We start from the raw sequence: 14,185 nt of genomic DNA on the forward strand, positions 1-14,185 counted from the left end.
ATAACTTATTAAGATTCTAAAACAATTTTTATTAATTCAAACAAATTTTTAGAGGAATTTTGCCAGCTCCATTTTTTGATAACTTCTTTTGAATTTGGTCTTAGATCATTTTTCAAATAACATGAAATCTTATTAACATCTTCAGTAATTTCTCGTAAATTAATAATACATGAATGCTTGGGCGATATTTCTCTTAAAGCAGGAATATTACTTATTACAATCTTAGCGCCTCTACTTGCAGCTTCAATGACTGGTATACCAAATCCTTCTTCTTTTGAAATCAAGAAAAATGATTTACAGTTCCTGTAAAGGAAATCTAATGTTAAATCTGAAGGATTTACAATCTCATGAACTAAGGAATTATTTTTAGTAATTAATTTATTAAGCTTTAAATTCTTATACTTATTTGATCCAGCTAAAATTAAAATAGTATTTTTAGAAAATTTTTTATTAATAGCTTTGACTAGTTTAATTAAGTAAATAATATTTTTATGGGGTCTTCTATCTCCTACATAGAGAAAGAAATCTTTGTTAATTAACTCTTTAATTTCAACATATTTTTTTTTATCTAAACTTAACAAGTCTATTCCATTAGAAATAATACTTGCATTTTTAATCTTACTTTTAAAGCTATTTGGGATCCAATTAAATCTATTAATTAATTTTTTTTTCGTGGCAGATGAGACCACTAATAAATTATCACAAATTAATATCGTTATTAATATTCTAAAATATGCAACTAATCTTTTTAATAGAGATAAGTGCTGAAAATAATCTTTTACTTCAATAAATATTAAATCATGAATAGTTGCGATAACTTTTACAAATGGAATAAATGGAGGATCAATATAAGGAGATATGAATAAATTAGGTTTAATTTCTTTAACTAATAATAAAATATCTAAATCAAATAAAACAAATGGTATTTTCCATTTTAATCCTCTTTTTTGTCTCCAAAATATTTTTTTAAAGTTTTTTAAATCAGAGGGAAAGTCATCAATAAAATGTTTACTGCATTCTTTAGGAGGAAGTAATAAATAATAAAAATAGTTTTTAGATGAATTTTTGATTAAATTTTTAAAAATGTTTACAGTAAACCTAGTTAGACCAGTATGAGGTTCTTCAGCATATCTCATATCAACTATTACTCGATATTTTTTCATTTAAATATTTTCAGAAAAATCTTTGTATTTAATAGATAAGATAATTGTCCTAAAACTTGAAAGAAACTTCTTAATAAATAAAAGGGGATTTCCAAAAGAAAACTTAATAAAATATTTGATTATTAAAAATGGCCTAAATGAGAAGCAATAATTTTTAAAGTTAATATAATCTTTTGCAAAATTATATTGTCTTTTGTCCAGGTAATTTTTGTTTTCTTCAAGCAGCAACAATTCATATTTTAATGAATCCTTCTTTTCTTCACCGTATGAAACATATTGATCTAACAATATAGATTCAGTAGAAATCATTGAAATATTATTAATAGCAGCTTTAACTGCTATATCCAAATCTTCGAATCTTCTTAATTTATGATTAAATCCACCCAATGACCTTAATGTTTTTAATCTAGCAAATAATACGCAAGTTGCTGTGCTGCCTGGGCTGGCTTTAATTGGGAAGTGACCGCACGATAATAAAGCATAAGAAGTTTTTTTATTAGATATTTTTCTAAAATCAGCATATATTGATTTAACTAAAATTTTTTTTTCGCTTTTTCTTAAATATCTATTGCAATAACATAAGGGTGATTTCTCAAAATTTATAATATTTATATTAGATTCTTTTTCAAACTCTCTTATTTTACTCAACTGGTTAGAAATACGATTTTTATAGCTAAAATCATCGTCATCAAAAAAAGCTATAAATTCACCATTAGATTCATTCAATAAGACATCTCTACAGTAACCGATACCCATATTTTTTTTATTTGAAATAATTCTAAAAGGGAAGGGAGAATTATTTGAAAGATTTAATAGGATTTTTATTGTATTATCAGAAGAATAATCATCAACTATTATTATCTCAATATTTACATAGTCCTGATTAAAAGCTGACCTAATTGCCATTTCAATTGAATCACTTGAATTAAATGTAGTAAATGCGCATGTAACCAGATTTGTTACCATTTTTTACCTTTCATAGATTATCGATTAATTTATTCCAAAGTTTCTTTGGACTCTTAAAATAAAGTTTATAGTATTTTAACTTACTTTCATAACTCATTCTCTTAAGAATATTTTCATTTTCAATTAAGTAAGATAATGCTTTAAATAATTTAGAATCATCAACAATTAATCCATTAACATTATGTTCAATAAAGTCACTTAAATTTGCCATTCTGCTAGTAGTTATTATAGGCAACCCAACCCTTAAAGCTTCAACTAATGCATTTGGATAACCTTCCCATAATGAAGGGAAGCAAAAAATAGATCCTTTTAAAAGAAAATTATCTACATCCTTAATATTTCCGACAAGTTTAACTTTATTAGAATCCAAAATATCCTTATATTCATATTCAAATTTAGTTCTTAGTTCCCCTTCACCAGCTATTTTAATTTCGAATGGCTTGGAATCTATATTTTTAAATTGATCTAAAATTAAGGAATAATTTTTTTGAGCACATAACCTTCCAAGCATTAAAACTTTTTTAGAATTTAATGCAGGATTTTTAGATTTCGGCAAAGGAGGTTTTATGAAATTTGGGATAACCTCAATTTTATTTTTGAATAATTTAGGATATTCATCAACATATGCATCTAACTGAACAGTTATTTTATTCGCAAAGATTAAACTTAAAAAACCTAAATTGAATTTGGATAATTTTATATATTTATAATTATTTAAACTATTTCTTTCTGAAACTATATTCTTGATAGGAAGAAATAAAGAGGCTAATAATGATCTTGGGAATAAACCATGATGAAAGGTTATTAAATGCGTTACTTTTCGAAATAAAAGTTTTTTTCTGAGAAAAAAAATTTGCTTTAATCTTCTTAAAATTGGGGCTCCCTGATGAGGGCTTAAACCAATACCACATTTAACCCATTCAATATCTTTAGGAACTTTATAAAAAGATTCTGCTGATTTGTTGTCATATGTAATAAGAATAACTTTAAAACCGCTATCTGATAAAGATTTTGCTGTTCTTATTATTTGTCTTTCTAACCCACCTGCCATTTTATCTAGACTCATACAAACAAATGCGAGTATTTTTTTATTTTCCTTCATTTATTGATTTTTATTTCTTACGGTTACCAATTCTTTTAATTTGTAACTCTTCAAAATTCTTACGTAAAATTTTGTTTTATAATATCATAATATTAATATAGAGATTAGAATTTAAAAAGTTTAAAAAAAGATTACTAACTTATAAAATTAAATGCTTATTACAATAGGTATAACATGCTTTAATGCTGAAGATAAGATTGAGAAAGTTATAAAAAATGCAATCCAACAAACTTGGACAAAAAAAGAAATTATTATTATTGACGATTGTTCAACTGACGATTCAATTAAAGCTATAAATAAATTCAAGAGTCGAAATAATATACAAATATTTAAGAATAAAAGAAATAAGGGAATATCTTTTTGCAGAAATAAAATTGTTAATCAAGCAAAAGGAAGAATTATTTTTTTTATGGATGATGATGACATTTCTGATTTACAAAGAATAGATTTACAAATAAAGGAGATTATAAATTCAGGATATCCAAATGAAAAATATATAGCTTGTACAGCCTCAATGGAAAGAGAATATAGATCAGGACATAAAAGAACTTTAATTGCGATGGGTTCAAAAGGAAGATTACCTAAAGATGACGAGCTGGCAAATTTTTTACTATTTTATGAAAAGAAAAAAGGGGTTGATTATGGCTTCGGATTACCAACATGCTCTATGGCAATAACTAAAGAATGTTTTGAAAAAGTTGGTCTATTTGATGAGTCTTTGGAAAGAGTTGAAGATATGGATTTTTCTATAAGGTTATCATTAAATGGCATAATTTTCACATCAGTTAAAAATATTCTCATACATCAAGAGTCATCCTCTAGCAATAATAAAAACTACAAAAACTTTTTATCTGAGGTAAAGCTAATAAAAAAATATTCAACTTATTTAAAACAAAATAAACTATTATGGCATGCCTTGCAGTGGCCTTATCTTAGATACTATTACTTTAGTAAAAAATTTATCAGAGCATTTGTTGTAATCGTTTTACTTTTTATAGGAAATCCAAGAAGAACTTTCATACATATCTATAAGACTGGGAAATCAAGACTAATTCTAGATTTGAAAATTTTCTTTAAAAATTTTTCTAGATAAATTATGTTTAATTTAAAGCTTTTATAATAACAATTTTGTTTTTTGCATAGTCTTCATTAGAATGAATTAAATAATCTTAAGGAACATTGATTTTTGCATTCTCAAGATTAGAAACAGTAATATTAATAGCCGCAACTTCTTACTTTCTGACGCTTATATCATTACCAATACCAAAAAAAATTGGATTAAAATTAAAACTATTTGATAAACCTTCTTCTAGAAAACAACCTAAAAAAAACCTTGTTCGAATTGGAGGTATATCTCTAGTAGTAGGATTCGCGATTTCAACTTTTTTGATAAATTTAATAACAGATTTTTCTTTATTTTCAAACGATATTACTTTAAATATAGTAATCGCATCAATCATCATTTTTTTAATAGGATTATGCGATGATTTATACAATATTTCACCATTTATAAGATTAATCTTACAAGTTTTTATTTCAATTATTTTATGGAGTAAAGGTTTAAGAATTGAAAAAATTGATATAGTTTGGCTACAAATTTCAGAAATCTATTTTTCAAATTTATTTAGTGTAATCTTTACATCTATTTGGATTGTTGGAATAACAAATGCAATTAATTGGCTTGATGGCCTCGATGGGCTTGCATCCGGGATTGTTGGGTTTGCCTCTTTGGGTTTAAGTACAATTACTTTTCAAAATGGACAAATTATTGAGCCCATGTTAGGAGCTGCTGTTTTAGGATCCAGTTTTGGATTTTTAAGATACAATTTTTTCCCTGCTAAAATATTAATGGGCGACGGAGGTTCTAATTTTCTAGGGTTTTTATTAGCTACTATAAGTTTAAAAAGTATTTCTAGTAATGTAAATCCGATAGGTTTATTTGTTCCGTTACTCCTTCTTGGATTACCAATACTTGATATGGCATATGTGATTTACAGAAGATTAAGAAAAAGAAAGTCCCCTTTTATTGCAGATAGAGAACATATCCACCATAGATTAATGAATTCAGGATTAACCGAAATTGGTACAGTTTTAAATTTATATGGTATTTCACAATGGATAACTGTTTTAACTATTACTTTAGCTTCTCTAAATAATTCATTCTATTTAATATTCTTTATGTTTTCTTCAATACTATTATTCTTGAGTAGTTTCCTAACCAAGTTCATAAATTTTTAATATTTAACAATAGAAAAAATTATTAGCCTAAGTTAAGAACTTAAACTTTCTATTCATAGAAATCTAAATACCATTTTGAGAATTCTCTAATCCCCTTTTCAAAAGATACTTTTGGTTTATAACCTATCCATTTTTGAATTTTTGATATATCAGCGTAGGTAAATTTTACATCTCCTGGCTGAAGAGGCATTAAGTTTATAATTGCCTTTTTGTTGAAATTTAGCTCAAGCATACTTATAAAATAATCTATTTTTATAGGATTACTATTTCCAATATTGAATATTTGAAAAGGTGCGTTTGAATAAGATTTATTTTGATAGTTTGAACTAAAATTTTCGCTTTTTATTGCAGGCTTATAACAGCAACCAAACAAGCCATTTACGATATCATCAATATAGGTGAAGTCTCTATGTAAATTCCCATAATTAAAAATATTTATTGGTTTAGAATTTAAGATCGCATTAGCAAAAATCATTGGTGCCATATCTGGCCTACCAAAAGGACCATATACCGTAAAAAATCTTAATCCTGTAGTTGGTATATCATAAAGGTGACTGTAACTATGAGCCATAAGTTCATTGGACTTTTTTGTTGCTGCATAAAAACTTATTGGATGATCAACATTATCATCCTCTACAAATGGAATTTTTTTATTAAGTCCATAAACTGAGCTACTAGATGCAAAAACAAAATTTTTAACTTTATTTTCTTTGCAGAATTCCAAAATATTAAAGAATCCGATTAAGTTTGAATCTGCATAAGATTTTGGATTATCTAATGAATATCTGACACCTGCTTGAGCTGCAAGATGAATAACGATGCTAGGGCTATATTTTTCTGTAATAAAATCTAATGATTTCTTATCTTCAATATGGAATTCATGAAAAATCCAATTTGCTTTAAGCTTTTTTGATTTTTCAGTAATTAATTTTAATCTAGATTTTTTAAGTCTTACATCATAATAATTATTTAAATTATCAACTCCAATAATAGTTTTTTCGTTTTCTAATAATCTTAAAATTAGAGCAGAACCTATAAATCCTGCAGCCCCAGTTATCAAGATGCGATTATTATTCAAAAAGGATTCTTTTCTGTTTAAATATTATAACTACTTTATTAATATAATAAATAATTATATATATATTTATGAATTCCAAAGTGATCATACCTGTTATTCTTTGTGGGGGATCTGGTTCGAGACTTTGGCCTTTATCAAGAAAAAGTCTTCCTAAACAATTTTTATCTCTTAATCCAGAAAATAAAAAATCTTTACTTCAGCAAACTTATCAAAGAGTTAAAAATATAAAAAATTGTTCTGGTCCAATAATTATTTGTAATGAAGAACATAGATTTATTGTCGCAGAACAAATGCGTGAAATAAAAATAAAACCAACAGCGATAATATTAGAACCTTTCGGAAGAAATACTTGTCCTGCAATTACTTTGGCATGCCTTGAGGCAATTAAATATAGTAAAGATCCTTTTTTATTAATCTTATCTTCTGACCATATAGTACAATCTGAAAAAAAATTTCAAGAAGTTATCTCTAAGGGAACAAATTATGCAGAACAAGGACGAATAGTTACATTTGGAATTATCCCAAAATCACCACAGACTGGTTTTGGTTATATAGAGTCAGAGTACCCATTCAAAGAAAACTCATTAGATGGGCATAACATAATTAGATTTATAGAGAAGCCAGATTTAAAAACTGCAAAGAAATTTATTAAAGATAGAAAATTCGTTTGGAATAGCGGTATTTTCTTATTCCAACCAAGTGTGATTTTAAAAGAAATTCAGAAATTCAATCCTGAAATTATTAAATGCTGCAAAAAATCTCTTTCCAATAAGGAGATTGATCTAGATTTTACAAGAATTAACCAAGAAGAATTTTCAAAATGTCCTAATTTATCAATTGACTTTTCAATTATGGAAAAAACGGACTTAGGAACTGTATTGCCTCTAGATGCGGGATGGGATGATATAGGAAGTTGGGAATCTCTTTGGCAAATATCAAAAAAAGATTCTAAAGGGAATGTATTCCAGGGAAACGTTATCGGAGAAAAAACAGAAAATTGCTATTTGAGAAGTGAAAATAGGTTAATTGTTGGGTTAGGGATAAAAGATCTAATAACAATCGAGACAAGAGATGCAATACTCGTTGCAGATAAACAAAAATCGCAAGATGTTAAAGATATTGTTAGTTTATTGAAAAAATCTAATATACCTGAAGGTCTTACACATAAAAAAGTTTATAGGCCTTGGGGAAATTATTTATCATTAGTAGAAGATTCAAAATGGCAAGTTAAATTAATATCTGTTAATCCCGGAGAAAAACTTTCATTACAAAGACACAAGTTTAGAGCAGAACATTGGGTGGTAGTAGAGGGTGTCGCAAAAGTCGAAATTGACAAAAAAGTACTCATCTTAGAGGATAACCAGAGTACCTTTATACCTGTTGGAGCAAAACACAGATTGAGTAATTGCGGTAAAGAAATACTAAATATAATTGAGGTGCAAAGTGGTACATACTTAGGAGAAGATGACATAGAACGTTTTGAAGATAATTATGGGAGATTAAATTCTTAACTTTTTTAAAAAATTTTTTTAAATGAATTTTAATTTCTTGCTTATATTTGACTAGGCAATTAAGTATAATTTTCAAATAAATTTATGAAATATATCTCACTATTTTTTTTTGAATTTTAGTTCAAATAACAAAACTGCCAAATATGCTAATTATTTTTTTTATTTTTAATAATATTAATAATGCTTAAAAAAAATAAAATAAATTTAATTATAAAAAGCTTTATATATATATTTTATAAATTTTAAAAATAATCAAATTATATTAATTAGTAAATTTTTTTACTCACTTTTAAATAGAATAACTTAGAAGTAATTTATTTATGTATCCCAAAATTTATATGACAAGTTTCAATAGGATTTAAAATGATAAAGAATCAAAAAGTTGCTCTAATTACTGGTATTACCGGTCAAGATGGCAGCTATCTTGCGGAATTTTTATTGAATAAAGGTTATATAGTTCATGGAATAAAAAGAAGGTCCAGTAGTTTAAATACTGAGAGAATTGACCATATTTATCAAGATCCGCATTTAAGTAACCCCTCATTGATATTGCATTACGGAGATTTAACTGATAGTACAAACCTTATAAGAATAATCAAATATGTAAAGCCAGATGAGATTTACAATCTTGGGGCTCAAAGTCATGTGAGTGTTAGCTTTGAAACTCCAGAATACACAGCTAACTGTGATGCGTTAGGGACCTTAAGAATATTAGAAGCAATTAGATTATTAAAACTTGAAAAAATTACTAAATTTTATCAAGCTAGTACAAGCGAATTATATGGTTTAGTGCAAGAAACCCCTCAAACTGAGAAAACACCTTTTTACCCTAGAAGTCCTTATGGAGTAGCTAAACTTTACTCATATTGGATAACTGTAAATTACAGAGAATCCTATGGAATATTTGCTTGCAATGGAATTCTTTTTAATCATGAAAGTCCAAGAAGAGGAGAGACATTTGTTACAAGAAAAATAACAAGAGGATTATCTCGAATAGATCAGGGCTTAGAAAATTGTATTTATCTTGGTAATCTTGATGCATTAAGAGATTGGGGACATGCTGTTGATTATGTAGAAATGCAGTGGAAGATGTTACAGCAAAAAGACCCAAAAGATTATGTAATTTCAACAGGCAGGCAGGAAAGTGTAAGAAGATTTATTCATTTAGCAGCTTTGGCATTGGGGTGGAAAACAAATGCAGAGAATAATGCTATTGTTTGGGAGGGTTCAGGATTAGATGAAGTAGGAAGAAGAGTTGATACAAATGAAATTATTATAAGGATTGATCCAAAATATTTCAGACCATCAGAAGTTGAAACACTCCTTGGAGATTCTTCAAAAGCATATGAAGAACTTAATTGGAAACCAAAAATAAGTTTAGAAGAGCTTATAAAAGAAATGATAAATGCAGATATTGAGTTAGCAAAAAAAGAAGCTTTTTTATTTAGAAAAGGATTTAACATCCCTAAATCAATTGAAAACCCTCCGAGCATTTTTGAAAAATAAATATACATTATAATGAAAAAATTAATTACCAAAGAAGATAAAATATTTATTGCTGGTCATAAAGGAATGGTTGGTAGGTCAATTAAAAAAAATTTAATTTCTAAGAATTACACTAATTTAATTACTGTAGAAAAGAATGATTTAAATTTATTAGATGATTTAAAAGTAAAGAATTGGTTTAAAAAAAACAAACCTGATATTGTAATACTCGCGGCAGCAAAAGTTGGCGGGATTATGGCTAATAATAAATACCCTGCAAACTTTATTCTGGAAAATCTTAAAATTCAAACAAATGTTATAGAAGCATCTTGGGAAAATAATATAAAAAGATTTTTATTTCTAGGAAGTAGTTGTATCTATCCAAAATACGCTAATCAGCCAATTAATGAAGAGGAATTATTAAACGGATATTTAGAACCTACAAATCAATGGTATGCAATTGCAAAAATTGCAGGAATTAAATTATGTGAAGCACTAAGAAAGCAATATGATTTTGATGCCATAAGTTTAATGCCTACAAATTTATATGGACCAGGGGATAACTATGATCCAAACAATAGTCATGTACTTCCATCTCTAATAAGAAAATTTTATGAAGCCAAAATAAATAATTTGGATAAAGTAATTTGCTGGGGTACTGGTTATCCGATGAGAGAGTTTCTGCATGTAGATGATCTTAGCGAAGCATCTATTTATGCTTTAGAAAATTGGTATCCTAAAAAAGAGGAGTTAAAATATATGAATGTTGGAACTGGTAAGGATATAAGTATTAGAGAATTAGCAACTATAATCGCAAAAGAAATTGGTTTCGAAGGGGAAATAGAATGGGATGTTTCTAAACCTGATGGAACGCCAAAAAAACAATTAAATATTTCAAAATTCAGCAAATTAGGATGGTCCTCAAAAATAAAACTTTCAGATGGAATTAAAAATACAATTGATTGCTACATTAATGAAAATAAAAAAATAAATAATATTTAATTCTGAATTTTTTAAAAAATTGAAAATCTATGACTCTTAAATTACTTTGGTATTAGATCTTTAATACTTTATAATTATAAAGATAAGTGCCACAACTCTAGAGTAAGGAGATTTAAATTGAGTGATATCCTTTTAAAAGAAAGTGAATTTGAAAAAGATGAATTTGATATTAGAAGACTATATGAAATTATTTTTAGAAATAAAAAAGCTATTGCTTCTATAACCGGAATTAGTGTTTTAGTGAGTGGAATTATTGCATTAAATCTGAAAAAAATTTGGCAGGGAGAATTTCAAATAGTTTTATCAGATACAAACGTTAATAATAGTCAAAGTCTAGCGAGATCTATTTTGATTGATAACTCTCTAATTGGGGATTCTTTAAATATAGGAAGTAATAGAGAGTTAAAGACAGAGTTAGAGGTCTTAAAAAGTCCCTCCATATTGATGCCTACTTATAATTATGTGTTAGATAATAAAAATAAAAATTGGAAATATGCAGAAAAATGGAGATTTAAAGAGTGGAGAGAAAATAGTTTTAAATTTGAACTAATGAAAGGTACATCAGCTTTAAATATAAAATTTCGAGATAAAGATAAAAATATTATCTTACCTGCTTTAAAACAAATTTCCGCATCATATCAAAAGTATTCTGGGAGAGACAGAGAAAGAGAAATCACAAATGGTTTAAATTATCTAGTAGATGAGATAAAAAAATTTAAAAAAAAATCAGTTAATTCAAGTACAAAAGCAAGAGAATTTGCATTAAAACATGATCTATTATTCATATCCCCAAATCTAATTAGTGATAAAGGAAACTATTCTAATTTAACAAAATCTGACGTGGAATTAGAAAGAATAACAGCTTCAAATCAAATAAGAAGAATAGATAGTCTCTTATCGCAACTTGATAAGATATACAACGAAAATGAACTTAATGTTTTATTTTTGAGTAAAAACTACATTTCTAACTATGGTTCTGAATCTGAACTTAAAGGAGTTCCACAAGAAATTGATCTTATTAACAATAAATTGGCCGTTCTAAGAACAAACTATAAAGAAAAAAATAGAAATATCCAAAATCTAATAAATAAAAGGTCAACCCTATTAAAAAGCCTTAAAGAACAATTCAAGAGTTACTTAATAACTAAAAAATTTGAACTTAATTCTGAGATAGATGCTAATACTAGAGAAGATGGAATAATTTTAAAATTTAAAGAATTATCTGCAGAATCAATAAGAGATGAAAATACATTAAGTAATTTAGAAAAATTGAGATTACAGTTTGAATTAGAGAAAAATAAAATTAAAGATCCTTGGGAGCTTATTACTAGACCTACTCTTTTGGAAGTTCCTGTAGGTCCTAATAAAAAATTATTAATAATGGCTGGAGCAATAGGGGGGGGTATATTAGGAATTATTTACTCCATATTTTTAGAAAAAAAGAAAAATCTAATTTATAATATTGAAGATATTAACAGAATATTAAAAATTCCTTTCTTAGATAATTACGTTATAAATTCAAATATAGTATTAGAAAATTCTCTACAATATCTCTCTAAGATCCTTACAGATAATATTGAAGCAAAATCAATTACTATAATTTCCTCAAAAAGTGTCTCTGAATTGGAATTAAAACTATTTATTGATGAGCTTAAAAAACTTACTGGTAAAGTATCAATAAACTATACATTTAATATTTTTGATGCCCAAAAAGTAGGATTAAAAGTTTTTGTATGTAAACTTGGAGAAGAAACATTTAATGATATAAAAGACTTAAACAAAAAACTTGAGATACTTAAGATAGATATGATTGGATGGATCAATTTCATTAACGAAACTTGATAATTTTTTTGAACCTAAATCCTTACTTTTAGAAAAGAAATAAATTTAACTAATGGGAAATTTTTTAGGTTTTGTTTTACTTAATTTATATACTTTTTCGAAACCTGATAAATTAGATCCGATTCTTAAAATTGCACCAAAAAATTTATTATTAAATATCAGAAGTGGAGAAAATATAAAATAAAAAAACTTTGATGGGATTTCTAAAATTATACATTTTTTAGCCTTATGTTTTTTGGGTAAAGATTTTTTAATTGCGATGAGCATTTCAAAGTAACTTATTTCTTCATCTCCACCTAGATTAATTATCTCTTTAGCCTTATTTTCGTTTGATCCTTTAAGTAAAAATTGAGAAATTTTTATAATATATTCAGAAAGCTGACTTGTATGAATAGGCTGTCTTAAGCCAGATTTAGAAGGTAATGGAATCAGTGGTAAAATAGTCATTGCCTTTAAGATATTACTTATATTTTTATCTTCATAATTAAGATAATCTCCATAAATCAAAGTCGGTCTAATAAGTCTTATAGGTATTTTATTTTTTTTGGCTTCATTAACAATTTTATTCTCACTTAATAATAATAATGAGACTAATTTTTTATCAAACTCATTATTAGCGAATCTTTTTGTAATAACCGAAGATGATGAACAAATTATTAAACCTTTTAAATTTTTTAAAAAGGTTTTATTTTCTTTTGATATAAAAGCAAAGAAATCTGCAAATAACCAAATTGGTGCAAGGGAAACAATAATAAACGGCGAATTTGAATTAGAAATAACATTATTTTTTTTACTTAAATCAATAAATTTATAAGAAGGATTTGACCTTGAGTAACCAATAAGTTTCAATAATTTATTTTTTTTAATTTTTTGAGCTAGGCTTTTTCCAGTAGGTGAAGAAGCTCCAAATAAGTGTAACTCAAACATAATTTTATTTTATTATGGAAGATAATATTTTCCGAAAATATCGAGTAAAAATTGGCAATAAATACAAAAAGGGATAGTTAAGTTTATAGGATTTAAATACTTCATTTATTCTTTTTAGAGGTTTGCGTCCACTTATGCCACCTTTTGCCAAATATACTGCTTCATAATCAATATAAGTCACATTTAAATCACTTTTATTACTAAACCTCAGAAAAAAATCCAAATCAGCGGTTAATTCATATTGAGAATCATATAGTGGTTCGAAACATAAACTTTTTTTAGAAAAGATTGTTGCCTGATGAGAAGGAATATAACCTTTGAATAATGCTTTTCTAAACTCTTTAGAATTAAAATGATTAATTACATTATCCTTTTTTTTTAGAAATCTTCCTTTCCTTGAAGGATTTTCGTTTCTGTCGACATATGTACAATTACTAATTAAAAGATCTGGAAATTTCTTATCAAATATACATTTATTTATATATTTATTTAAACTTTCGAAAACATTACTCGAAGAAGCCCAATCATCAGAACCCCAAAATAAAGTCCATTCATCTTTTTTTGCTTTTGTAGCACCATAATTCATAGCTGAATAAATACCCGGTTTTGTTTTTAATTGGTAGGACCATGAAAAATGATTATTTTCTTTGCAAATCTTTTTTAGAAAATTAATGTGTTCTTTAGTTGAAAAACCGTCGACAAATAAAACTCTCCAAAAAGGATAAGTTTGCTTTTCTAAAGAATAAATTAATTTAGATAAAATTTTATAAGAATTAAATGTAGGTACAACTATAAGGAATTTATAATTCATATAAATCCTATTTCCCCTTGAAACTATCTACATTATATATTTAAATTTCGGAATACAAAT

General features: G+C 26.4%; 12 protein-coding genes. 6 read left to right on the top strand and 6 right to left on the bottom strand.

Annotation, left to right across the window (positions count from 1 at the left end):
* Positions 1 to 8: 8 nt before the first annotated feature.
* The 3 genes from A9601_RS15680 to A9601_RS15690 are packed head-to-tail and all read right to left on the bottom strand — an operon-like array spanning position 9 to position 3,231.
* On the bottom strand, positions 9 to 1,163 hold the full coding sequence (locus tag A9601_RS15680; RefSeq protein WP_041484555.1) for a glycosyltransferase family 4 protein: 1,155 nt from the start codon (positions 1,161 to 1,163) through the stop codon (positions 9 to 11).
* Positions 1,164 to 2,129: a glycosyltransferase family 2 protein gene (locus A9601_RS15685; protein WP_011818814.1), complete on the bottom strand. Its 966-nt coding sequence runs from the start codon at positions 2,127 to 2,129 to the stop codon at positions 1,164 to 1,166. It abuts the gene before it with no gap.
* A 10-nt stretch (positions 2,130 to 2,139) separates the two neighbouring features.
* A complete protein-coding gene (locus A9601_RS15690; RefSeq protein WP_011818815.1) occupies positions 2,140 to 3,231 on the bottom strand; it encodes a glycosyltransferase in 1,092 nt (363 codons plus the stop codon).
* A gap of 151 nt (positions 3,232 to 3,382) precedes the next feature.
* On the opposite strand from A9601_RS15690, the gene A9601_RS15695 reads away from it, so the two are divergent.
* Positions 3,383 to 4,324 (top strand): glycosyltransferase family 2 protein, encoded by a 942-nt coding sequence (locus A9601_RS15695; protein ID WP_011818816.1) that lies wholly within the window; start codon positions 3,383 to 3,385, stop codon positions 4,322 to 4,324.
* Positions 4,325 to 4,410: 86 nt separating this feature from the next.
* Complete coding sequence (locus A9601_RS15700) at positions 4,411 to 5,469, top strand: MraY family glycosyltransferase (RefSeq protein ID WP_011818817.1); 1,059 nt, start codon at positions 4,411 to 4,413, stop codon at positions 5,467 to 5,469.
* Positions 5,470 to 5,518: 49 nt separating this feature from the next.
* On the opposite strand, the gene A9601_RS15705 is transcribed toward A9601_RS15700, so the two are convergent.
* On the bottom strand, positions 5,519 to 6,547 hold the full coding sequence (locus A9601_RS15705) for a GDP-mannose 4,6-dehydratase (protein WP_011818818.1): 1,029 nt from the start codon (positions 6,545 to 6,547) through the stop codon (positions 5,519 to 5,521).
* A gap of 68 nt (positions 6,548 to 6,615) precedes the next feature.
* Here A9601_RS15705 and A9601_RS15710 point away from each other — a divergent pair, with 68 nt between their 5' ends.
* From A9601_RS15710 to A9601_RS15725, 4 genes are all read left to right on the top strand, one after another.
* Positions 6,616 to 8,058, top strand: a complete 1,443-nt coding sequence (locus A9601_RS15710; RefSeq protein ID WP_011818819.1) for a mannose-1-phosphate guanylyltransferase/mannose-6-phosphate isomerase — start codon at positions 6,616 to 6,618, stop codon at positions 8,056 to 8,058.
* Between the two features lie 363 nt (positions 8,059 to 8,421).
* Positions 8,422 to 9,564, top strand: a complete 1,143-nt coding sequence (gmd, locus tag A9601_RS15715) for a GDP-mannose 4,6-dehydratase (protein ID WP_011818820.1) — start codon at positions 8,422 to 8,424, stop codon at positions 9,562 to 9,564.
* A 12-nt stretch (positions 9,565 to 9,576) separates the two neighbouring features.
* Positions 9,577 to 10,545, top strand: a complete 969-nt coding sequence (locus A9601_RS15720) for a GDP-L-fucose synthase family protein (RefSeq protein ID WP_011818821.1) — start codon at positions 9,577 to 9,579, stop codon at positions 10,543 to 10,545.
* A 117-nt stretch (positions 10,546 to 10,662) separates the two neighbouring features.
* A complete protein-coding gene (locus tag A9601_RS15725; RefSeq protein ID WP_011818822.1) occupies positions 10,663 to 12,387 on the top strand; it encodes a GumC family protein in 1,725 nt (574 codons plus the stop codon).
* A gap of 45 nt (positions 12,388 to 12,432) precedes the next feature.
* Here the strand turns inward: A9601_RS15725 and A9601_RS15730 are convergent, their stop codons facing one another.
* Positions 12,433 to 13,314: a hypothetical protein gene (locus A9601_RS15730; protein WP_011818823.1), complete on the bottom strand. Its 882-nt coding sequence runs from the start codon at positions 13,312 to 13,314 to the stop codon at positions 12,433 to 12,435.
* A gap of 4 nt (positions 13,315 to 13,318) precedes the next feature.
* A complete protein-coding gene (locus tag A9601_RS15735) occupies positions 13,319 to 14,125 on the bottom strand; it encodes a glycosyltransferase (RefSeq protein WP_011818824.1) in 807 nt (268 codons plus the stop codon).
* Positions 14,126 to 14,185 lie beyond the last annotated feature (60 nt).

The organism is Prochlorococcus marinus str. AS9601 (genome assembly GCF_000015645.1).
Taxonomy (GTDB): domain Bacteria; phylum Cyanobacteriota; class Cyanobacteriia; order PCC-6307; family Cyanobiaceae; genus Prochlorococcus_A; species Prochlorococcus_A marinus_O.